The following is a 20471-nucleotide window of genomic DNA, read 5'->3' as shown; positions in this document are numbered from 1 at the left end:
ATTTCCTCGTTGAGTTCTCATCAGTTGGGAACGGTTTTGCGACCACGATTCCCACCACAGGGCATCTTGCAAAGCTGCATACATGATATGACGGTCTGAGTCATAAGGTGGGTGAGCATTACTCGTTGACATGGGCGTCTGATGGTCGTAAGGTTTCGCCATTAAGTGAGTGAGTACTGCTCACGTACAAGGAGCTTATCAGCAATGACAATACATAGCAGCATTCAGCACACTGCGACCATGGACCCGGCTTTGGCATTAATCGGAAGCTTCCCCGGAACCTCGGACCCAGCGATTTACATAACGGCAGAATATAGCAGCGACTATAGCGCCTACGAGGGTACAGGGTCTTGGAAATGGGTGGCTAAACGGTCTTGGACATACGGCGGTGCGACCCGAACAGAAACTCTCGAAATCCCTCAAGACGCCGAAGGTGCAGATGCAGAGAATGTTGAAACCATCATTCGCGCCCTTACACGTGAGCCATCGAACAGCGAAGTGAAGTACGCGGTATCACGAGCTGATGAAGAACCGAGATTCATAGCGATTCGTATCGGGTGAAACAGCAAACACTCACAGCGCTGGCGGTCTAAAAAGCAAATTACCCAAATAGCAATAACATGTGTGAGCAAGGATCGTATACCTTGAAGGGCTTAACGCTACCCAAAGGAATACTCCATGGCCGCTCCACACTTTATTATCGACAGCCTCACAATCTCCAAGGCGACGCCCAAGAGGCGCCATGTTGATCTCAGGACCAGCCTCACTGATGCCCTGAACGAGTTCGTTGAGTTGGGTCTGTTCGAAAGCGTAGAAAGTGCTGAGGGTTTGACCACTTGGCAGATGATTGGGGGCGCCGTCGTTGCTCAAGAGATGATCTACGAGGACATCTTCAAGAGGCCGCAAAAACTTACGCAGCTAACCCGTGATGCCGCGTTGGGAATTATCCTGCGAGCAAGACACTCAGGCGACCGAGCGGCGCTTGTTGAAGCAATTCGCAAGGCCTGACGGTGGGCAGATTTTAAAACCCCTCACTAACAGGGAAGAGACCTCACGGTCCTTCTAATTCATTCTTCTATTTCACAAATGAGGATTTATTCATGAGTATCCATACGCAACGCAAGTTAATGCAGAAACACGTAGCGGACTTGCAGGCACAGTTATTGGGCATTGAATTGATGCGCGTAGCTGGTGAGGCTGCATTAACAGCAGGTGATGAACTTGGGGTTGCGGTGTTCGATGAGTATTCGACTTGCGGGGGGCACGATATTAGCTTCTTGAGCGATGCTGTCGAGATAGCTCGGACGTGGGCAAGAGCGCATACGTCAGAGGACTTTTTGAGCTGGAGCAATCATGCGCATTTCTCTACCGATTTGGGGGGGTGTGCGGCGGCATGTATAGTCGCTCACTGGGGAGATGTGTATCCTAAGTTTGGTCCGTTTAAAGAGCCCGAAATGGTATTCCCAGAGGATGAGGTAGAAACACCATCGGATGCAGAATTCGAGGCAGATTAAATCTTTTCTGCAACTAATGCGTCTAAGTAGGTCGCCGAGGCGGTTTGCCGACCATTAAGATTATGAGGCAATGCACTAAAGATCAGTCAGGTTGCGTTGCTTCTCAAGTTCTCTTTGTCGCGGAATAAGGCCAAGGCTACACGTCGTTTATTTTGGCAGGCTATCAAACCTGTAAATTTCTACTGTACGGTGGAGGGGCCATGCAAAGGTTTCTCCACTTACTAATTTAGCAATCATATCCAATAACGACGCCATGTAGGTCCGACCGCCTACCATGGGGCTCATCTCTTTATCACAGCTTCTTTTGGCTGAACTTCTTGGAACCTGAGAGTAACCCATGTGGGGTGCTGTGAGGCTGTCAGGAGGTCGGCCAAGAAGTTCAGCCAAAAGGAAATCACAAAACTATGAGTATCGATATCGTGCATAAGCACGCAGGCCACTTGATTGTTATTCAAGGCCAGTTTTTCAAAGCTAATGAGTCAGGCATGTGGAGTCTGACCGAAGTGTGGCAGGTTTTGAAGTTGCCCAAGGGGAAGCAGCCGGGGCGCTGGAGGGGGAAAGAGAAAGAACGCTTAGCCCAAAGCCAAAATTTGGATGTGCGAAATCTTGGTAACTCCGGCCACCAAGTTATGGCGACCAAGCGAGCAACAATTGAATACGCCGGCTGGGTCTCCCCTGAATTCAAAGATCTTGTTTATGACGCTTTCGAAGCGGTGCTTGAAATGCCAGAGGTTACTTTGCTGGTCGCCGAAAAAATGGCCGAGCTGGGGCGTACAAAGTCAGTCGAGATATTGCGTCGAATTACTGAGAGTGACAAAGAGGCGCGGCAAATTGCTCTTAAGTCGCTCAACAAAGGACGAACACCACGAAAGTTAACACCAAGAGAAGCAGAAGTCGCGAGGCTCTCCCGAAAGGCTGCCCGTTTTGAAAGGCAGCAACGAGGGTACTTGTAAAAACAGCGTCGATTACTTAGTAGGCATAACGTTCAGGCCCGACTGCCTGAAAGTGAAAACATTATTCAAACTTATTTCTGCCTGACTTTCCGAACCGTGCCGGAGCCTTGAGTGTGGGCGCTTGAGCAGGTTAGTGGAAGTTGGCGGAAAGTCAGATAAAAGGACAAGCACTCATATGACCACTGGTAACGCAGGTAATGAATACGCATCCGTGAAGGCCAAAGGAACGCCTTACGACAGCATGATTCGACAGGAAGCTGACCGCAACGGTGTCCCTTACGACTTCATGCACAAGCTGATTTACAACGAGTCCAGTTTCAACCCCACCTCTGAATCCTCTACAGGCCCTCTCGGCCTCGGACAGTTCACAGAGCTAACCGGAAAGGCTTACGGCCTGATGTCCCCAGAGGATCGCAAGGACCCCGCAAAGGCTATCCCAGCGGTCGCCCGACACCTCAAAGACCTTTCCAGTGCCTACAAGGGTGACCTCTTGAAAGCCGCTCTTGCATACAACCAGGGCCAGGGTCGTTTAGGGGCCCCACAGCTGGCCGCTTTGGACTCTGGCGACTTCAGCAAGATCAGCCCCGAAGGCCAGAACTACATGCGCAAGCTGCTGGACGTATCCGGCGACTCGCCATCCCGCCAGTGGTTCGATGCCCAGGAGGTGACCAATCCTGGCATCAACCCAAAGGCCCAGGCCGTCACCTTTGAGGAAGCCACTCAGGGCGTGACGGCAGCCTCAAAGGTTCGAGTGGGTGAGGGGCTGCCTCAACTGGGAAACATGAACCTCGATGGCGGTACGGCCCCACAGACACAGCAGGGCTACATGGGGAAACCTGAAAAGGGTTTCTTCGAGGGCACTGGCGAAGCCTCAAAGGCCTCTGTGGCTACATCCCCGCTCGCTTCGATCTTCCGCTATGCCACTCAGGAGGACCATGACCCGCTGGACTGGGTGAACCCTACTGATAACTCCCAGTGGACCGCTGAGGACTACGACATGATCCGTAAGGAAGGCGTGGACCCTCAGTATTTCAGCTTCGTGCAGGACTACGCCAAGGGCAAACGGGCAAACCTTCCGAATGCCATCGCCATGGCGAAGGAGAACATGGCCTACGAGCGGACAATCAACGGGGCAGGGACGGGCGCACAGATTGTTGGTGGATTCGCAGGCGCAGGCCTCGACCCTCTGACCTATACGCCCCTCCCAGGCGCTACCGGGTCCCGCCTCATCTCCCGAGTTGCCCAAGGTGCAATGTACTCAGGCGGTGCTGCTGTGGCCTCTGAGGGTCTACGTGAAAACATGACGGGCATAGAGGGCCACTATGGGACCGCTCTGGTTGGTGGTGCCCTGTTTGGTGCAGGTGCTACAGCTCTGTTCGATAGGGCCCTCCAGGCTGCTCCAAAAGCTGTTCCTCGCGCCGAGATGGCAGATGGTGACCTTGAGGCGATCCTTGCGCGACACGGCGAGTCTGCCTTGCCGAATGAACGCATAGAACTGCATCCCGATATGGAGTTCGACGCTAACGATTTTGCTGGCCCGAGCATCCGCCTGGAGGCCCGAGAGACGGCCCGTCAGTTGGGCGTGGAAGATCCTTCACGTTTCCCCTGGAAAGCCGGAGAGGAGCCCAAGGAGGCCCTCGACGTGACCTATGTAGACCATCCCAACGAACCGGGCGCTGTCCGGCTACAGGATGGCTCTATCTTGTCTGCAAGTAATCCTCTCAACCCGAAGCTACTGGCTGAGGCCGCTGAGGTAATGCCCGATCGTGCAGCCATGGGCGTGTCGATGGGCGGCTTTACCGAGATTGGCTACACGCTGAACCGCTCCGAAAGCTCTGAAGTCCTGGCAATTGGCAGCCAGTTGTTTCGATCCCCTACAGGGACCCTCAGCGGCTCCAATGGGAAGTTTGGGGCTACGGCCTCGGACATCATCGAGCGTATCCAGGGGCAGGACCATGTGACCTACAACAAGATGTCTGAGGAGGTCTTGGAGGCCATCAAAGACCCCAGCTATGTCATGTCGGACGGTGGTCGGCAGGCTCATATCGAGCGTGCTTTCCGTCGAGTCGCTGAGGCTATTGAGGAGGTATCGGGCAACAAGCTGACCCAGCTCACAGCAGGCGAACGTCAGCTGATGGAAACCGTTAGGAGTCACTACGACACTAAGGGCGACTATCTCGCCACACCTGCTCAGTTCGGCAATCGTAAGGCTCGCCCAGTTCTCCCTGAGACCCGCCACGCTGGTTCCTACATTCCAAACATCTACTCGACCGCCTCTAAGAACCTGCACCTGCAAAAGTTCGGTGGTCAGGATGGGCTTCAAGAGGCCATTAAGGAGTCCTGGCTTGCCAGCTATGCGGCACGACCTCACGTCAAGGCACGGGTCGATGCGTTCCTTAAGGACGCTGTGGACGAAGCGGTACAAGCCCGGATGCCTAAGCCTGTCGCGGGGAAGAAGCCAGCAGCTCCAACAGCTCCAGTGGATGCCGTGAAGCTCCGTGAAGACATCTTGAATGAACTGGTCGAGGACTATGCCGAGCGTAAGGCTTTCGGTATCGCAAAGTCTGATGACTTCGATTCCTCGAACCTCCTGGCCCTGGGCGATCAGGGGAGCATTCCGGGCTCTATGGGGCTGGCGTCCAACAACTTCCTTGAAGGGCGTCACCTGTTCGATTCGGACATGGCGATTCCCCTTTCGGACGGCTCGCAGTTCGCAGTGAATGACCTTCGTGAGTTCGACCTCTCCCGCATCACTCCAAGCTATGACCGCCGTGTTAACGGTGACATCGGAATCATGGGGGCCACTGGAAGAACCACCGCGGAACTCCTGTATGACATCAGCCGGGTGAAGACCGCAGCAGCGACTGAGCGTAAGGCTCTTGAGGAGTCCGTGAAGATCCTTACAGGCCGAGCGCGTCGAGACCCCGAAGGTGCCTTAGCTACAGCTTCGCGGGCCCTTACGGATATGAGCTTCTTTGCGAAGAACGCTTACATGGGTGTGCAAAGCATTACTGAGGTTGCCGGTATGGTGACTAAGGGGCACACACGGATGCTCTTGAAGGGTGTTCCGATCCTGAAGGACATGGCTACCTGGGGCTCGAAGGTCAAGGCGGACGACCTCGCAGATATGCACTCGATGGTATTTGGGAGGGAGCTGGACAACCACATTCGGCCAACCCGCCAGGACATCATCGACCGTCTTCGGGATCAAGCAGGAACCAACCCGATGCTCGCCCAGGTTGTGGGGACCGTTAAGGCTGCTACTGGCTGGGCTGCTGCTCGTTCTCCTTTCACCAAGTTCCTCACAGAGTCGTCTAACTACATCGCAGATGCGGGCCGTCAAGGAGTCCTCTCGGACTTTGTGAACCATGTTGTAGACGGTCGTTCGTCCAAGCTCTTCGATCCTGAGCGCCTGAAGTCGATGTCTATCACCCCTGAGCAGTTTGAGGGTGTGCAGGACCTCATCAGGACCTACGTGAAGAAACAGCCGGATGGGTCCTACAAGGTCACCGACCGGGCAGCCTTCCAGCGTGACCCGAGGACGATGGACCTGTGGCGTATGGGCGACAAGATTGCAGACGAGACCATTCTCCGTCCCCATAAGTTGTCTTCCGCTGACACAGAGGCTTACGGGGCCGGTGTGAAGATGGCTATGCAGTTCAAGAACTTCACGATGCGCTCCGTTAACTCCAGGCTCATTCGGGGTTTTCACGATGCCACTAAGAACGGTCGAGCAATCGACCAGACCATGCAGGCGGTCCTTTCGACTGGTCTGGCCGTCTCTGGCTACATCGCAATGAAGTACAGCCAAGCGGCAGGGATGCCCAAGGACCAGCGCGAGAAGTTCTTACAGCAATCGCTTGATCCCAACATGTTGGCCTATGCCGCTGTGTCGCGCAGTTCCCACATCGGCGCCCCGCTGGGCTTGGTGAACATCGTAGCGGCGCCTCTGGGATTCGATCAGGCCGCAATGGTCCGCTCCTCGATTCTCCCAAGGGGTCCTAAAGAGCAACGTCCCCAAGGTGCCATGAAGTACAGCGCTACGAAGGACGACCGGACCATTGCAGTTCTCGGACGTGTTGCCGAACAGGTCCCGGCCTATGGGGTTCTCGCGAGCGCCGGGCAGGTGGGTTACAACGCTTTTGGAGCTGCTGGTACGGATTCACGCCGTGCGGATCAGGAGTACATGACAGGCGTCTTTAACGGCCTTCGTGGGCTCGTTCCGAATGACCCTGTGAGTCAAAAGCTACTGCTCATGATGATGGAAGGGCAGGGCGTAGAGATTCGCTAAATCACCTCATTAAAAACACCCACTACAAGCAGGATTCCGCCCTGGGTCCTGCTTTCACTCATTTGAACGGAGTCCTCTCAATATGCAAAAAACCAAAGCAACTCTTGCTGACCTTATAAGCGCTTCGAACAACCTTTCCCCGAACGACCTCTCAGACTTTAACGCTATGCTGGCAGGCCGAAATCCGGTTGATGTTTTTCCTAAAGCCCTGGACGAGACTACTCATGTAATCAAGCAGGGGAACCGCGTACTGGCTGTGGGTGGGCACGCTCAGGGAGGTATTTGGTTTGTTACGACCAATGTAGTTAATGAACTATCGAAAGCTGAGCGGTTTCGATTTTACAGAATGCTTAAGAGCCATCTGGTAACTATCAAAAGTGAAAGCTCCAACGACATAGCCTTGACTAACTTTGTCTCTGTCAATAATCACGCTCATGTCAGGCTTCTGGAAGCGCTTGGAGCAACATTCCAAACGGGTCATGTGATGAGCCCTGCAGGTTTCCCTTTCAAACAGTTTTGGTTGTAGGAGGTTTTATGTGTGATCCAACAGGAGGTGTTGCAACTTTTGCTGTAATCGCCGCTACCAGTGCTGCATTGGGCGCACACGATGGGGCCAAGGCCAAGGGCCAGATGACTGACAACGAGCGCAAGCAGCAGAACGAAATCGTTAAGCAAGCAAACTGGGCCGAGAACGACCAGAAGCTCGCCACGGTGGACAAGCAAGACGAAGCACGCCGACAGCTCGCAGAAGTGAACCTTCAGGCCCTGCGCAATCAAGGGACCATCAACACGGCCATTGGCGAATCCGGTATGTCCGGTAACTCAATGGACCGCCTCAAGAACTCGGTAGCCAACGATGCGTCCGCCGAGAAGATGAACATCACCGACAACTATACCCGCGACTATCAAGCCATCTTCGCAAACCGGGTGGGGTCCTCTGAGAACTCCAAGTCTGCTGTCCGGGGTCAAGGTGGTAACAGGTACAAGGTGAACAACATCGCTAACGCTCTGAACATCGTGTCTGCGGGCGTACAGGGCTACGCAGCAGGAGGCGGTAAGTTCGGTAAGGGCACTTCAAAGACTCCTGCGGGAGGGAGTAGCGTGAGCGTTCAAAACGGAGGCACACGGTAAATCTCTAAGGGGACCTTTTAGGTTCCCTACTTTTTCAAAATGACCACCTCTGAAAGGGCCGGTTTATAAGGCCTCCAAAAGCACTCACTATATAGGGAAGGGGGACTTAAAGTTACTCATCGCTGATAGGACCCACAGAAGCCTTTAGGCCCTGTTTGATGGTGGTTATCACCCACCACCTAAACCCTACAGCTCAAGGAGGGCTATGCGATGAGTACACGGTGTGTGAATACCTGTGTTGCTGTAATCCGCACTCTGGCTACCCACCGTGTCACCTACCGATTTCTTGGTCTACTCCTTGTCAGTCTTGGAGTTGCTCAAGGTGGTCCTTTGGTCGAAGGCTTTGGGAATGTCGTCTGCGTTCTACTTGGTGGCTGTGACGGGTGACCTGGCTGTGAAATGTGCTGAGGGTTTCAGGAAAGCAAAAGGGCATGGAACCTGCAACTTTCCTCGTGCAGGTCTATGATGCCACTTTGATCCTTACCGACTTGGGTGAATTGAATGGCAGTAATGGACCTGTACTCTAAACGTCAACAGCGGTTACGGGGTGAGGTGAGTGACGTCTATTCGTATGACAGCTTTCCCGGCACATTTCGAGTGCAGTTGTCCTTCATGATTGAAGAGCTTTTAGGCGATCTTAATGAATACTTCAGTTACCACCAAGCAAAGCGCGCGTACACGGACATTGTGAAGGTATTGAGGAAGGAGTACGGCCAGCAATCCATAACCAAGGTTCATCACAATGAACCGTACTCGGAGCTTCATAACTTTCTAATCGAAGAGCGAGATGTGGAAAGGTGCCTCGATGCCATCGAGCTATGTTTTGGACTTGGTGATAGCGTGGCGCGATCTTCAACCTACATAAAGCGCTCGACCCCTAATGAACGTGTTGACGAATGTTTAGCAGAATTGAATGAAAGGTTTAAAGAAGCAGGGTTAGGGTATGAGTTCATCGATGGAAGAATTGTTCGCATGGACTCACAGCTTCTTCATTCGGAAATCGTGAAGCCTGCCATTGGGTTCCTAAATGCTGAAGGATTCGAAGGCGCCCGCGATGAGTTCTTCGGTGCATACGAGCATTATCGCCATGGCAACCACGAAGAGGCGTTGGTCGATGCGCTAAAGGCCTTTGAAAGCACAATGAAGGTCATTCTGATAGCCAACGAAAAAACCTATGGTGCTGGTGATACCGCTTCGAAGTTGATCTTGGCGTGCAGGGATGCTGAGCTGATGCCCGCGTACAACGAATCCCAACTCCAATCTTTGGTCAACGTACTCAACAGCGGCATACCTACGTTGCGGAACAAGAACGGGGGGCACGGGCAAGGGGAGGCGGTTAGGACTGTTGAGCCAGAGATTGTCGCCTATGGATTGCACTTAACGGCTTCCGCGATAGTCATGCTTGCAGGTCTTGAGGCAAAACGCAGATCGGCTCCTTGAGAATCTGACAGAAAAATCTGGATGACCACCTCAATCCGGGTGTGTCCGCGCATCCCCCGTGGGTACCCTTGCGTGAGCCTTATCGAGCCTGCGTGGGTCCTCATCGCGTGCCTATGTGCGCGCTTCCAGGCGCTCTCAGATGTTACAAGTCACGTATCAATCACTGAGACAAATCGTTGGAAAAGGCTTGTCGACCTCATTACGATGCGGCCACCTGATTCCTTGAAGATCCATCAGTCGGCGAACACCATCGCCCGGGTCTGCCCCATCAGCAGGCCCTGATTCTGTTCGGTCACGCTGCGTATGTAGTCCCAGAGCAGGGTGATCCGCTTGAGTTTGCGCAGGTCCTCGCGGCAGTACATCCAGAATTGCCGGGTAATGCTGATGTCCCCCGGCAGCACGGGCAGCAGGTTCGGGTCCTGGGCCGCCAGGAAGCACGGCAGGATCGCCAGCGAGCGGCCTTGCTGCGCCGCCACGTACTGGGCGATCACGCTGGTGCTGCGCAGGTTGGCGCTGGCGCCGGGCAGTACATTGGCCAGGTACAGCAGCTCGGAACTGAACGCCAGGTCGTCCACGTAGCTGATGAATTGATGCGCGCCCAGGTCCGCCGGGCGGCGGATCGGTGGGTGCTGGTCGAGGTATTCCTGGGTGGCGTAGAGCTGCAGGCGGTAGTCGCACAGTTTGCAGCAGACGTAGGGGCCGTGCTCCGGGCGCTCCAGGGCGATGACGATGTCGGCTTCGCGCTTGGACAGGCTGATGAAGTGCGGCAGCGGCAGGATGTCCACCGAGATCGCCGGGTAGGCGTCGACGAAATGGCTCAGCTGCGGGGTGATGAAAAAGCTGCCGAAGCCTTCGGTGCAGCCCATGCGCACATGGCCCGAGAGCGCCACGCCCGAGCCCGAGACCTGTTCACAGGCCATGTGCAGGGTGCTTTCGATCGACTCGGCATAACCCAGCAGCCGCTGGCCTTCGGCGGTCAGCACGAAGCCGTTGGTCCGGGACTTTTCGAACAGCAGGGTGCCCAGCGCGACCTCCAGCGAACCGATGCGCCGCGACACCGTGGTGTAGTCCACCGCCAGGCGCTTGGCGGCGCTGCTGGCCTTGCGGGTGCGGGCGACTTCGAGGAAAAACTTCAGGTCGTCCCAGTTCAGCGAACCGAGGGAGGTGATGTTTTTTTGCATGATGGACCGGATTTTATGTGCGTTCTTATTAGAAGTTTGCACATCTATACTCCAAAAACAGTCCGACAACCAACTCGCGACGCACGCCTCGTTTCAAGGCGGTCCCACGCCTTGGCTCCCTGCATAAGAACCTCAAGAAGTCAGGAGACCCGTATGAACGCATCCCTCAATCCCGACGGCACCACCCTGCAGCAGGTCAAGCTGTTGATCGACGGCCAGTGGGTCGAGTCCAAGACCCGCGAATGGCACGACATCACCAACCCGGCCACCCAGCAGGTGCTGGCCAAGGTGCCATTCGCCACGGCGGATGAAGTCGACGCCGCCATCGAAGCCGCGCAGCGGGCCTTCCAGACCTGGAAACTGACCCCGATCGGCGCGCGGATGCGCATCATGCTCAAGCTCCAGGCGTTGATCCGCGAGCACTCCAAGCGCATCGCCCTGGTCCTCAGCGCCGAACAGGGCAAGACCATCGCCGATGCCGAAGGCGACATCTTCCGTGGCCTGGAAGTGGTCGAGCATGCCTGCTCGATCGGCAGCCTGCAGATGGGCGAGTTCGCCGAGAACGTCGCCGGCGGTGTCGATACCTACACCCTGCGCCAGCCGATCGGCGTCTGCGCCGGGATCACCCCGTTCAACTTCCCGGCGATGATTCCGCTGTGGATGTTCCCGATGGCCATCGCCTGCGGCAACACCTTCGTGCTCAAGCCTTCGGAGCAGGACCCGCTGTCGACGATGCTGCTGGTGGAGCTGGCGCTGGAAGCCGGGGTTCCGCCTGGCGTGCTCAACGTGGTCCATGGCGGCAAGGACGTGGTGGACAAGCTGTGCACTCATCAGCACATCAAGGCGGTGTCGTTCGTCGGCTCCACCGCGGTCGGCACCCATGTCTATGACCTGGCAGGCAAGCACGGCAAACGCGTGCAGTCGATGATGGGGGCGAAGAACCACGCCGTGGTGCTGCCCGACGCTAACCGCGAACAGGCGCTCAATGCCCTGGTCGGTGCCGGTTTCGGCGCGGCCGGCCAGCGTTGCATGGCCACTTCGGTAGTGGTCCTGGTGGGCGCGGCGAAACAGTGGCTGCCGGACCTCAAGGCCTTGGCGCAGAAGCTCAAGGTGAATGCCGGCAGCGAGCCGGGCACCGACGTCGGGCCGCTGATTTCCAAGCGGGCCAAGGAGCGCGTGCTGAGCCTGATCGAAAGCGGCATCAAGGAAGGCGCCAAGCTGGAGCTGGATGGCCGCGACATTAAGGTGCCGGGCTTCGAGCAAGGCAACTTCGTCGGTCCGACCCTATTCTCCGGGGTGACCACCGACATGCAGATCTACACCCAGGAAATCTTCGGTCCGGTGCTGGTGGTGCTGGAAGTGGACACCCTCGACCAGGCCATCGCCCTGGTCAACAGCAACCCCTTCGGCAACGGTACCGGCCTGTTCACCCAGAGCGGCGCGGCGGCCCGCAAGTTCCAGGCCGAGATCGATGTCGGCCAGGTCGGGATCAATATCCCGATTCCGGTGCCGGTACCGTTTTTCAGCTTCACCGGTTCCCGCGGTTCCAAGCTGGGCGACCTGGGCCCTTACGGCAAGCAAGTGGTGCAGTTCTACACTCAGACCAAGACCGTCACCAGCCGCTGGTTCGACGACGACAGCGTCAACGATGGCGTGAACACCACCATCCATTTGCGTTGAGGAGTCGCTCATGAAAATCGCATTCATCGGCCTCGGCAACATGGGCGCGCCCATGGCGCGCAACCTGCTCAAGGCCGGGCATCAGCTGAACCTGTTCGACCTGAACCAGGCCGTGCTCAAGGAACTGGCCGGGCTGGGGGGCAGCATCAGCGCCTCGCCTCGCGCCGCCGCCGAAGGCAGCGAACTGGTGATCACCATGCTGCCGGCCGCCGCCCATGTGCGCAGCGTCTGGCTGGGCGACGACGGCGTGCTGGCGGGGATTGCCCGTGGTACGCCGGCGGTGGATTGCAGCACCATCGATCCGCAGACCGCCCGCGATGTGGCGGCGGCCGCCGCCAAGCAAGGCGTGGCCATGGCCGATGCGCCGGTCTCCGGCGGCACCGGCGGCGCGGCGGCGGGCACCCTGACCTTCATGGTCGGGGCCAGCGCCGAACTGTTCGCCACCCTGCAGCCGGTCCTGGCGCAGATGGGGCGCAATATCGTGCACTGCGGTGAAGTGGGGACCGGGCAGATCGCCAAGATCTGCAACAACCTGCTGCTGGGCATTTCGATGATCGGCGTCAGCGAGGCCATGGCCCTGGGCAATGCCCTGGGGATCGACACCCAGGTGCTGGCGGGCATCATCAACAGCTCCACCGGGCGCTGCTGGAGCTCCGATACCTACAACCCCTGGCCCGGGGTGATCGAAACCGCGCCGGCCGCGCGCGGCTACACCGGCGGCTTCGGCGCCGAGCTGATGCTCAAGGACCTGGGGCTGGCCACCGAAGCTGCGCGCCAGGCGCATCAGCCGGTGGTGCTGGGCGCCGTGGCGCAGCAGCTGTACCAGGCCATGAGCCTGCGTGGGGAAGGGGGCCTGGACTTCTCGGCCATCGTCAACAGCTACCGCAAGCCGAACTAGGAACGACCCCGGCCTGCGACCTTCAGCGGTCGCAGGCCGGGCCAATAGCTGTGAACGCTGCACGTTTCCGGGACCCATGTCGGGTGGGCTCCCGGTTTTTTATGTCTGGCGTAGAAAAAACTGTAGGAGCGAGGCTTGCCCGCGAGGCGGTGTGTCTGAGATATCGCCATCGCGAGCAAGCTTCGCTCCTACAGGTCCGCGGTGTACCCGGCCGATCAGGCGAAAACGAAGTATTTGCGCACGGTCTCGACCACTTCCCAGGTGCCTTTCATCCCCGGCTCGACCACAAAGATGTCACCGGCGCGCAGGTGGATCGGCGCCATGCCGTCCGGGGTGATCACGCAGTAGCCTTCCTGGAAATGGCAGTACTCCCATTTCACGTAGTCCACCCGCCATTTGCCGGGCGTGCAGATCCAGGTGCCCATGATCTTGCTGCCGTCTTCGCTGGTGTAGGCGTTGAGGTTGACGGTGTGCGGGTCGCCTTCGAGTTTTTCCCATTTGCAGGCGTCGAGCACGGGCAGCGGGTGGGTATCGCGGAGGACGGTAATCGGACGAGTCATGATGGCTCCAGGCAGTAGGGCGAACTGAAGTCGCACCCTATAGCGCCCGGCATCCGCTTGGTTGTCTGTACTCGACATCGGGGTGTCCAGAAACGCAGTGTTCGCCGGTGAAATGGCATTGAAATTTCCAAGCGCTAATCAGAACTTTCCTTGCATTTCATGCGAAAGATTCCACGCTTACCGGAGTATTTCGCAAGAATCTTCACGGGCATCGCTCGTATGATTCAGGTCGAAGTGGCCGAGAGCAACGCGATGAACACAACCCCAAGCTGGTGGGATATCAGCCCGCCCCTGAGTACTGCGACCCCGACCTGGCCTGGCGACACGCCGTTCCAGGAAGAGCGGGTCTGGCAGTACGGACCCGAATGCCCGGTGAATGTCGGGCGCATCACCCTGTCGCCGCACACCGGCGCCCATGTCGACGCGCCGCTGCATTACAGCGCTGATGGCGCGCCGATCGGCGAGGTGCCGCTGGACGTCTACCTCGGCCCGTGCCGGGTCGTGCATTGCCTGGGCTGCGGCCCGCTGGTATTGCCCCGGCACCTGGAGGGCCACCTGGACAACCTGCCCGAACGGGTGCTGCTGCGTACCTACCGACAGGCACCGTTGAGCACCTGGGACCCGGACTTCAGCGCCGTGGCCAAGGAAACCGTCGAGCTGCTGGCCAGCCACGGCGTACGCCTGATCGGCATCGATACCCCGTCCCTCGACCCGCAGCAGTCGAAAACCATGGATGCCCATAACGCCGTGGCCCGCCATGGCCTGGCGATTCTGGAAGGCATAGTGCTCGACGAGGTGCCCGCGGGCGACTACGAACTGATCGCGCTGCCCCTGCGCTTCGCCCATCTGGATGCGAGCCCGGTGCGTGCGATCCTGCGGCCTTTGCCGCGATAATTTTCACAACGGTTTTTACAACGGTTTCTACAACAACGAAGCTTCGACCCCCATGCGCCCTCCACCAGGGCCTGCGACGGGGGATCGATCAGCCGCGACCCGACATGAGGAGCCCACGCGATGAGTCAATGTCCTTACTCGAGCAGCCCGCCGCCCGATGGCTGGCATAACGCCGAGCTGAATTTTTCCGATTCCATGAGCTACGGCGACTACCTGGACCTGGGGCGCATCCTCAATGCCCAGCACCCCCTGTCGCCGGACCATAACGAAATGCTCTTCATCATCCAGCACCAGACCTCGGAGCTGTGGATGAAGCTGATGCTGCATGAGCTCAATGCGGCTCGCGAGCATGTGCATCAGGGGCAGTTGCAGCCGGCGTTCAAGATGCTGGCGCGGGTGTCGCGGATCTTCGACCAGCTGGTGCACGCCTGGGCGGTGCTGGCGACCATGACCCCGTCCGAGTACAAGTCGATCCGTCCGTACCTGGGGCATTCCTCGGGCTTCCAGTCGTTCCAGTACCGCGAGATCGAGTTCATTCTCGGTAACAAGAGCGCGACCCTGCTGCGTCCCCATGCCCACCGTCCGGAGCTGCTCCAGGAGCTGGAGCTGGCGATTGCCACGCCGTCGCTGTACGACGAGGCCATTGGCCTGATGGCCAGGTCCGGCCTGGCCATCGACCCCGAGCGCCTGGCCCTGAGCAGCCGCGAGCCGACCCGGCATGACCCTTCGGTGGAGGCGGCCTGGCATGAGGTGTATGCCGACCCGTCGCGGTACTGGGACCTGTACCAGTTGGCGGAGAAGTTCATCGACCTTGAGGACTCCTTCCGCCAGTGGCGCTTCCGTCATGTGACCACGGTGGAGCGCATCATTGGCTTCCAGCCCGGCACCGGCGGTACCGAAGGGGTCGGCTACCTGCGCAAGATGCTCGACACCGTGCTGTTCCCCGAGCTGTGGCGCGTGCGTTCGACGCTGTAAACGACAGGCAGGAAAAAGGCCCGGCATTCATCGAATGCCGGGCCTTTTTCATGTTGGACACGGGGGCGTTGTCATCGGGGCCACCGGGTCATCGTTTATCGTGGGCAAGCTGCGCTTCTGTAGGAGCGAGCGGGCGGCGATCCGACTTGCCCGCGATGGGCGCACCGCCGTTCTGTCAGGCCACCGCCCGAGCGTCGGCCCTGGCCAGCCGCAGGCGATAGAAGGCCCAGATCAGCAGGCCCCAGACCGGAATGGCGTAGACCGACACCCGGATTCCCGGAATCATCAGCATCACGCCAATGATCACCAGCATGAAGGCCAGGCACAGGTAGTTGCTGAACGGGAACCAGAAGGTCTTGAACGACGGCACTATGCCTTGCCGGTTCATGGACTTGCGGAACTTCAGGTGGGTCAGGCTGATCAGCGCCCAGTTGATCATCAACGACGCGACCACCAAGGCCATCAGCAGCTCCAGGGCCTCATGGGGCGCCAGGTAGTTGACCAGCACACAGAGCAGGGTGATCAGCGCCGAGACGCCCAGCGCCAGCAGCGGCACCCCCTGTTTGTTCAGCTTCATCATCGCCTTGGGCGCGTCACCCTGTTCGGCCAGGCCGTAGAGCATGCGGCTGTTGCTGTACACGCAGCTGTTGTACACCGACAGCGCCGCGGTCAGGACCACGAAGTTCAGCACCTGCGCCGCGGCGTCGCTGCCGATCAGCGAGAAGATCCGCACGAACGGGCTGCCGCCGTAGGAGTCGCCGGAGGCGTTGAGGCTGACCAGCAGCTCGTTCCAGGGGTACAGGCTGAGCAGCACGGTCAGGGCGCCGACGTAGAAGATCAGCACCCGGTACACCACCTGGTTGATCGCCTTGGGGATCACCTTGCGCGGCTCGCTGGCCTCGGCGGCGGTGATGCCCACCAGCTCCAGGCCGCCGAAGGAGAACATGATGAAGGCCATGGCCATCAGCAGGCCGGTGCCGCCGTTGGGGAAGAAGCCGTCGTGGCTCCACAGGTTGCTCACCGCCGCCTGCGGGCCGCCGGTGCCGCTGAACAGCATGTAGCAGCCGAGGACGATCATGCCGATGATCGCCACCACTTTGATGATCGCGAACCAGAACTCCATCTCGCCGAAGTTCTTCACGTTCATCATGTTGATCAGGTTGATCAGCACGAAGAACGCCGCCGCGCTGACCCAGGACGGGATCTCGGGCCACCAGAACTGGATGTACTTGCCCACGGCCGTGAGTTCGGCCATGCCCACCAGGACATACAGCACCCAGTAGTTCCAGCCAGCGAGAAAGCCGGTGTAGCCGCTCCAGTATTTGTGCGCGAAGTGGCTGAAGGAGCCGGCCACCGGCTCCTCGACGATCATCTCGCCGAGCTGGCGCATGATCAGGAAGGCGATGAACCCGGCAATCGCATAACCGAGGATCATCGACGGGCCGGCGGACTTGAGCACGCCGGCTGAGCCCAGGAACAGGCCGGTGCCGATCGCCCCGCCCAGGGCAATCAGCTGGATATGGCGATTCTTCAAGCCACGCTTGAGTTCGCCGGTTTTCAGGATCTCATCCACTACACACGCTCTCTTTATCGTTGTTATCAGATCTGCCCGTATTCGCGGCCAGATCTCGGCTGAATGCTGACGGATCAGATATTACTCTCGGTGAACTTCTCGTAATACAGCTGAACGCTCTCAAGTTGCTGATCTTGCAGCCAGATTCGGATCGATTCGACCATCGGCGGCGGTCCGCAGACGTACATGTCCACCGGGGCGTCGCGCAGTTCACTGCAATCGAAATGCTCGGCGATGTAACCGCGCTTGCCCGGCCAGTCCGCCGCCGGCTCGCTGACCACCGCAGTGTAGCGAAAGCCCGGCAATTGCCCGGAATAGGCCTCGATGCGCGCGGTTTCGCACAGGTCGGCGGCGTGGCGCACGCCGTAGTACAGGTGCACGGGCCGGGTGCAGCCGTCGGCGACCAGCTGTTCGAGCATCGCCAGCAGCGCAGACAGGCCGGTGCCGCCGGCCACCAGCACCAGCGGGCGGACGATATGGCGCAGGTAGAAGGCCCCCAGCGGCGCCTCCAGCTCGATGCGATCGCCGACCTGGCAGCGTTCGCGCAGGTAGTTGCTCATCGCCCCGTCGGGCAGCAGGCGCAGGAGAAACTGCAACTGTTGGCTGCCCGAGCGATTGGCGAACGAGTAGGAGCGCTTGCACGAGGTGCCGGGGACCGACAACCGGGCGTACTGCCCCGGCAGGAAGTCCAGCGGCGCCTGGCCCTGGTCCAGCTGCAGTTGCAGGATCGCCGTGTTGTCGGACACCTGGCGTACCTCGCTGACCGTGGCGCTCAGCGGCGCCGGTCCCGCGGCGCTGCACAGGCTGGAATCGAAGTCGAAGTAGAAGGTGGCGTCGGACTGCACCCGGGTCTGGCAACTGAGCATCTTGCCCTGGGCCAGGTCCGTGCTGGTGAGGGCTTCCTCGTCCACGTAGTCCTGGCTGTAGCGGCCGGATTCGCAGCGGCCCTGGCAGGTGCCGCAGACCCCTTCGCGGCAGTCCAGGGGGAGTTTGATGCCGTTGCGCAGGGCGGCATCGAGCAGTATTTCGTTGGCGTTCACCGGAAAGAACAGCGTCTTGCCATCGGCAAAGCTGAACGCGACCTTGTGGTTCATGCCCGGTCTCCGTCAGAGGTGGTAGAAATCGAGCACCGAATTGATGGTGTCGTTGAGCAGCAGCACATGCTTGCGGGTGATCCGCCAGCTGTCGCCGTGGGGCATGAGGCTGTAGGTGGCATGGCCGAAGAACTGCTCGGCGGTGGCCAGGCGATAGAACAGCGTGTGCCAGTTCAGCCGCACCTGCAGGCTGCCGTCGGCCTGCTCGGCGATGCGCACGTTGGCGATGTTGTGCAGGGTGCGCGGCATGGGAATGGTCGAGGCGGCCTTGCCGGTGCGGATGCGGAACACCCGGTCTTCCAGGCCCGAGCGGCTGGCATAGTAGATCAGCGACATGCCGCGCTTGGGGTCGGTGGTGTAGACATGCTCGGAGTCCCATTGCGGCAGGTGGAACTCGCTGCGCGGGTCGAAGAGTTCGAGGTATGCGTCCCAGTCCTGGGCGTCGCACAGCTCGGATTTGCGGTAGAAAAACTGCTCGATGCGGTATTGCAGGTCGGCGTTCATCGTCACACCTCCTTGAGCTTGAGGGATTGTTCAGCGGCGACCTTGCGGGCCAGGCCTTCGAGCAGGAAGCGCTGCCAGTTGCCGTGCTGGTTGACGTACAGCCCTTCGTGGGTGAATTCGGTGCCGGTCATGGCCGGCCGGATGCCGATGGCCTCGCTGTTGCGGGTCGGCCCGGTTTCCCAGCGGTGGCTGCCGCGGGAGATATCGCTCCAGCGCTCCAGGCGGCCCTGGAAACCGCGCTGGGCCTCGCGGAATTCCACCAGGTCGTCCGGGGTGCCCATGCCCGAGACGTTGAAGAAGTCCTCGAACTGGCGGATGCGGTTTTCCCGGTCGGCGTCGGACTCGCCCTTGACCCCGATGCACTGGCTGATGATCTCGGTCTTGTTCCAGGCCAGTGGGCGGATGATCCGCAGCTGGGAACTGATCTGGTCGAGGAAGAACAGGCTGGGGTAGATGTTGAGGTTGCGCAGGCGGTGCATCATCCATTCGGCCCTGGCCTGGCCGTACTCCTCCACCAGCCGCGGCATGATGCTGGCGTAGCCGGAGCGCACCGCGGGGTTGGGCATGTCGCTGAACAGCACGCTGTGGCCGTTCTCGAAGGCGAACCAGCCGTCGTCGGTGTCGGCGTCGCCGGCGCCGAGCTTGCTGTAGTCGAGGGTGGTGCCGGCGCTGCCGTTTTCGCTGTTGACCTGCTGGCGGTGCTGCACCGTGGCCACGTAGTTGTAGTGCACGGTGCTCACGTGATAACCGTCGAGGCCGTTCTCGTTCTGCAGCTTCCAGTTGCCGTCGTAGGTGTAGGCGGATTTGCCCGGCAGCACTTCCAGTTCGCCGGTGGGCGACTGGGCGACCATCATGTCGAAGAACACCTTGGCGTCGCCGAGGAAGTCTTCCAGGGCGTTGTCGGCCTGGGTATCGAGGCTGATGAAGACGAAGCCCTTGTAGCTGTCGATGCGGGCCTTCTTCAGGCCGCGGGTGGCTTTGTCGAAGCCCTCGGGGTATTCCCCCGGCGCCTTGACCTTCACCAGGCGTCCGTCGCTCTTGTAGCACCAGGCGTGGAACGGGCAGGTGAACGTGGACTGGTTGCCCTTGCCGACCCGGGTCAGGGTGGTGCCGCGGTGCTGGCAGGCGTTGATCAGTGCGTTGAGCCGGCCTTCGCCGTCGCGGGTGATGATCATCGGCTGGCGTCCGGCGCGCATCGTGACGAAGTCGTGGTTATTGGCCAGCTCGCTTTCGTGGCAGGCGTAGATCCAGTTCTTCTCGAAGATCAGTTCCATCTCCAGGTCGAACAGCTCGGGCTCGGTGAACATGTCCCGGGCGATGCGGAATACGCCGTCGTCGGGGCGGAAGTCCAGGCAGCCGTCGATGAAGCTTTTCCATTGTTCTGCGTTTCTTGCACCACTCATGAGTGAGTACCTTTTTTATTCAGGCCAATCGGTGCCTGCATTAGAGAGAGTGGGGCGCCCGGGTGGCTATCCGCTTAGTCGGCCAAGGCCATCCACAAAATTGAACAGCCCGATCACCCGTAGCCGCTGCCGAGCCTTAGCGAGGCTGCGATCGGGGCGCAGCCCCGTAAACCTGACGGCGCGGTGTGCCTGATACTCGGCGGTGCTTGGCCTGGCGGCCGCTGCGCGGCCGATCGCAGCCTCGCCAGGGCTCGGCAGCGGCTACAGGGGCTACGGGGCGGGGTTCGGGTGTGGGGGAAATACCCAGGGCCGGCGCCCCAGGCGATCAACGGCTGCACCGCGATGCGCCGATGAGCTACCGTTTGGCGCAGCCTGGCGCG

General features: G+C 59.3%; 18 protein-coding genes. 12 read left to right on the top strand and 6 right to left on the bottom strand.

Annotated elements, in window-relative coordinates; translation table 11 throughout:
- Nucleotides 1-678: 678 nt before the first annotated feature.
- The 8 genes from ACQKQA_RS07020 to ACQKQA_RS06985 all read left to right on the top strand — a co-directional run bounded on the left by ACQKQA_RS07020 (nucleotide 679) and on the right by ACQKQA_RS06985 (nucleotide 9329).
- Nucleotides 679-1008 (top strand): hypothetical protein, encoded by a 330-nt coding sequence (locus tag ACQKQA_RS07020; protein WP_427554880.1) that lies wholly within the window; start codon nucleotides 679-681, stop codon nucleotides 1006-1008.
- A gap of 92 nt (nucleotides 1009-1100) precedes the next feature.
- Complete coding sequence (locus tag ACQKQA_RS07015) at nucleotides 1101-1514, top strand: hypothetical protein (RefSeq protein ID WP_427554878.1); 414 nt, start codon at nucleotides 1101-1103, stop codon at nucleotides 1512-1514.
- Between the two features lie 404 nt (nucleotides 1515-1918).
- Entirely contained in the window at nucleotides 1919-2467 is a 549-nt protein-coding gene (locus tag ACQKQA_RS07010) for a hypothetical protein (protein WP_427554876.1), read from the top strand.
- Nucleotides 2468-2642: 175 nt separating this feature from the next.
- A complete protein-coding gene (locus ACQKQA_RS07005; RefSeq protein ID WP_427554874.1) occupies nucleotides 2643-6758 on the top strand; it encodes a transglycosylase SLT domain-containing protein in 4116 nt (1371 codons plus the stop codon).
- 82 nt (nucleotides 6759-6840) lie between these two features.
- The gene (locus ACQKQA_RS07000) at nucleotides 6841-7284 is read left to right on the top strand and encodes a phage protein Gp13 family protein (protein WP_427554872.1); all 444 of its coding nucleotides are present in this window, start codon (nucleotides 6841-6843) and stop codon (nucleotides 7282-7284) included.
- An 8-nt stretch (nucleotides 7285-7292) separates the two neighbouring features.
- The gene (locus ACQKQA_RS06995) at nucleotides 7293-7889 is read left to right on the top strand and encodes a virion core protein, T7 gp14 family (RefSeq protein ID WP_427554870.1); all 597 of its coding nucleotides are present in this window, start codon (nucleotides 7293-7295) and stop codon (nucleotides 7887-7889) included.
- A gap of 210 nt (nucleotides 7890-8099) precedes the next feature.
- Nucleotides 8100-8276, top strand: coding sequence for a gp19.5 family protein (locus ACQKQA_RS06990; RefSeq protein WP_427554868.1), 177 nt, complete (start codon nucleotides 8100-8102; stop codon nucleotides 8274-8276).
- Between the two features lie 123 nt (nucleotides 8277-8399).
- The gene (locus tag ACQKQA_RS06985) at nucleotides 8400-9329 is read left to right on the top strand and encodes an STM4504/CBY_0614 family protein (protein ID WP_427554866.1); all 930 of its coding nucleotides are present in this window, start codon (nucleotides 8400-8402) and stop codon (nucleotides 9327-9329) included.
- A gap of 233 nt (nucleotides 9330-9562) precedes the next feature.
- Here the strand turns inward: ACQKQA_RS06985 and ACQKQA_RS06980 are convergent, their stop codons facing one another.
- Nucleotides 9563-10510, bottom strand: a complete 948-nt coding sequence (locus ACQKQA_RS06980) for a LysR family transcriptional regulator (RefSeq protein WP_427554864.1) — start codon at nucleotides 10508-10510, stop codon at nucleotides 9563-9565.
- Nucleotides 10511-10663: 153 nt separating this feature from the next.
- Here ACQKQA_RS06980 and ACQKQA_RS06975 point away from each other — a divergent pair, with 153 nt between their 5' ends.
- On the top strand, nucleotides 10664-12190 hold the full coding sequence (locus tag ACQKQA_RS06975) for a CoA-acylating methylmalonate-semialdehyde dehydrogenase (RefSeq protein WP_427554862.1): 1527 nt from the start codon (nucleotides 10664-10666) through the stop codon (nucleotides 12188-12190).
- Nucleotides 12191-12200: 10 nt separating this feature from the next.
- Nucleotides 12201-13088, top strand: coding sequence for a 3-hydroxyisobutyrate dehydrogenase (mmsB, locus tag ACQKQA_RS06970; RefSeq protein ID WP_427554860.1), 888 nt, complete (start codon nucleotides 12201-12203; stop codon nucleotides 13086-13088).
- 215 nt (nucleotides 13089-13303) lie between these two features.
- On the opposite strand, the gene ACQKQA_RS06965 is transcribed toward mmsB, so the two are convergent.
- Entirely contained in the window at nucleotides 13304-13648 is a 345-nt protein-coding gene (locus ACQKQA_RS06965) for a cupin domain-containing protein (protein ID WP_427554858.1), read from the bottom strand.
- Nucleotides 13649-13900: 252 nt separating this feature from the next.
- On the opposite strand from ACQKQA_RS06965, the gene kynB reads away from it, so the two are divergent.
- Both kynB and kynA read left to right on the top strand, forming a co-directional pair.
- Nucleotides 13901-14542 carry an arylformamidase gene (gene kynB / locus ACQKQA_RS06960; protein ID WP_427554909.1) on the top strand — a complete coding sequence of 214 codons (642 nt, stop codon included), beginning with the start codon at nucleotides 13901-13903 and terminating at the stop codon, nucleotides 14540-14542.
- Nucleotides 14543-14662: 120 nt separating this feature from the next.
- A complete protein-coding gene (kynA, locus tag ACQKQA_RS06955; protein ID WP_427554856.1) occupies nucleotides 14663-15517 on the top strand; it encodes a tryptophan 2,3-dioxygenase in 855 nt (284 codons plus the stop codon).
- Between the two features lie 175 nt (nucleotides 15518-15692).
- On the opposite strand, the gene ACQKQA_RS06950 is transcribed toward kynA, so the two are convergent.
- From ACQKQA_RS06950 to antA, 4 genes are all read right to left on the bottom strand, one after another.
- Entirely contained in the window at nucleotides 15693-17090 is a 1398-nt protein-coding gene (locus ACQKQA_RS06950) for an amino acid permease (RefSeq protein ID WP_427554854.1), read from the bottom strand.
- Nucleotides 17091-17164: 74 nt separating this feature from the next.
- Nucleotides 17165-18184: an anthranilate 1,2-dioxygenase electron transfer component AntC gene (antC, locus tag ACQKQA_RS06945; protein ID WP_427554852.1), complete on the bottom strand. Its 1020-nt coding sequence runs from the start codon at nucleotides 18182-18184 to the stop codon at nucleotides 17165-17167.
- Between the two features lie 12 nt (nucleotides 18185-18196).
- The gene (gene antB / locus ACQKQA_RS06940; RefSeq protein WP_427554850.1) at nucleotides 18197-18688 is read right to left on the bottom strand and encodes an anthranilate 1,2-dioxygenase small subunit; all 492 of its coding nucleotides are present in this window, start codon (nucleotides 18686-18688) and stop codon (nucleotides 18197-18199) included.
- Between the two features lie 2 nt (nucleotides 18689-18690).
- On the bottom strand, nucleotides 18691-20091 hold the full coding sequence (antA, locus tag ACQKQA_RS06935; RefSeq protein ID WP_427554848.1) for an anthranilate 1,2-dioxygenase large subunit: 1401 nt from the start codon (nucleotides 20089-20091) through the stop codon (nucleotides 18691-18693).
- Nucleotides 20092-20471: the final 380 nt, after the last annotated feature.

This window comes from Pseudomonas sp. NPDC089530 (assembly GCF_050280705.1).
GTDB lineage: Bacteria > Pseudomonadota > Gammaproteobacteria > Pseudomonadales > Pseudomonadaceae > Aquipseudomonas.
This window is presented reverse-complemented; position numbering and strand designations above follow the sequence as displayed.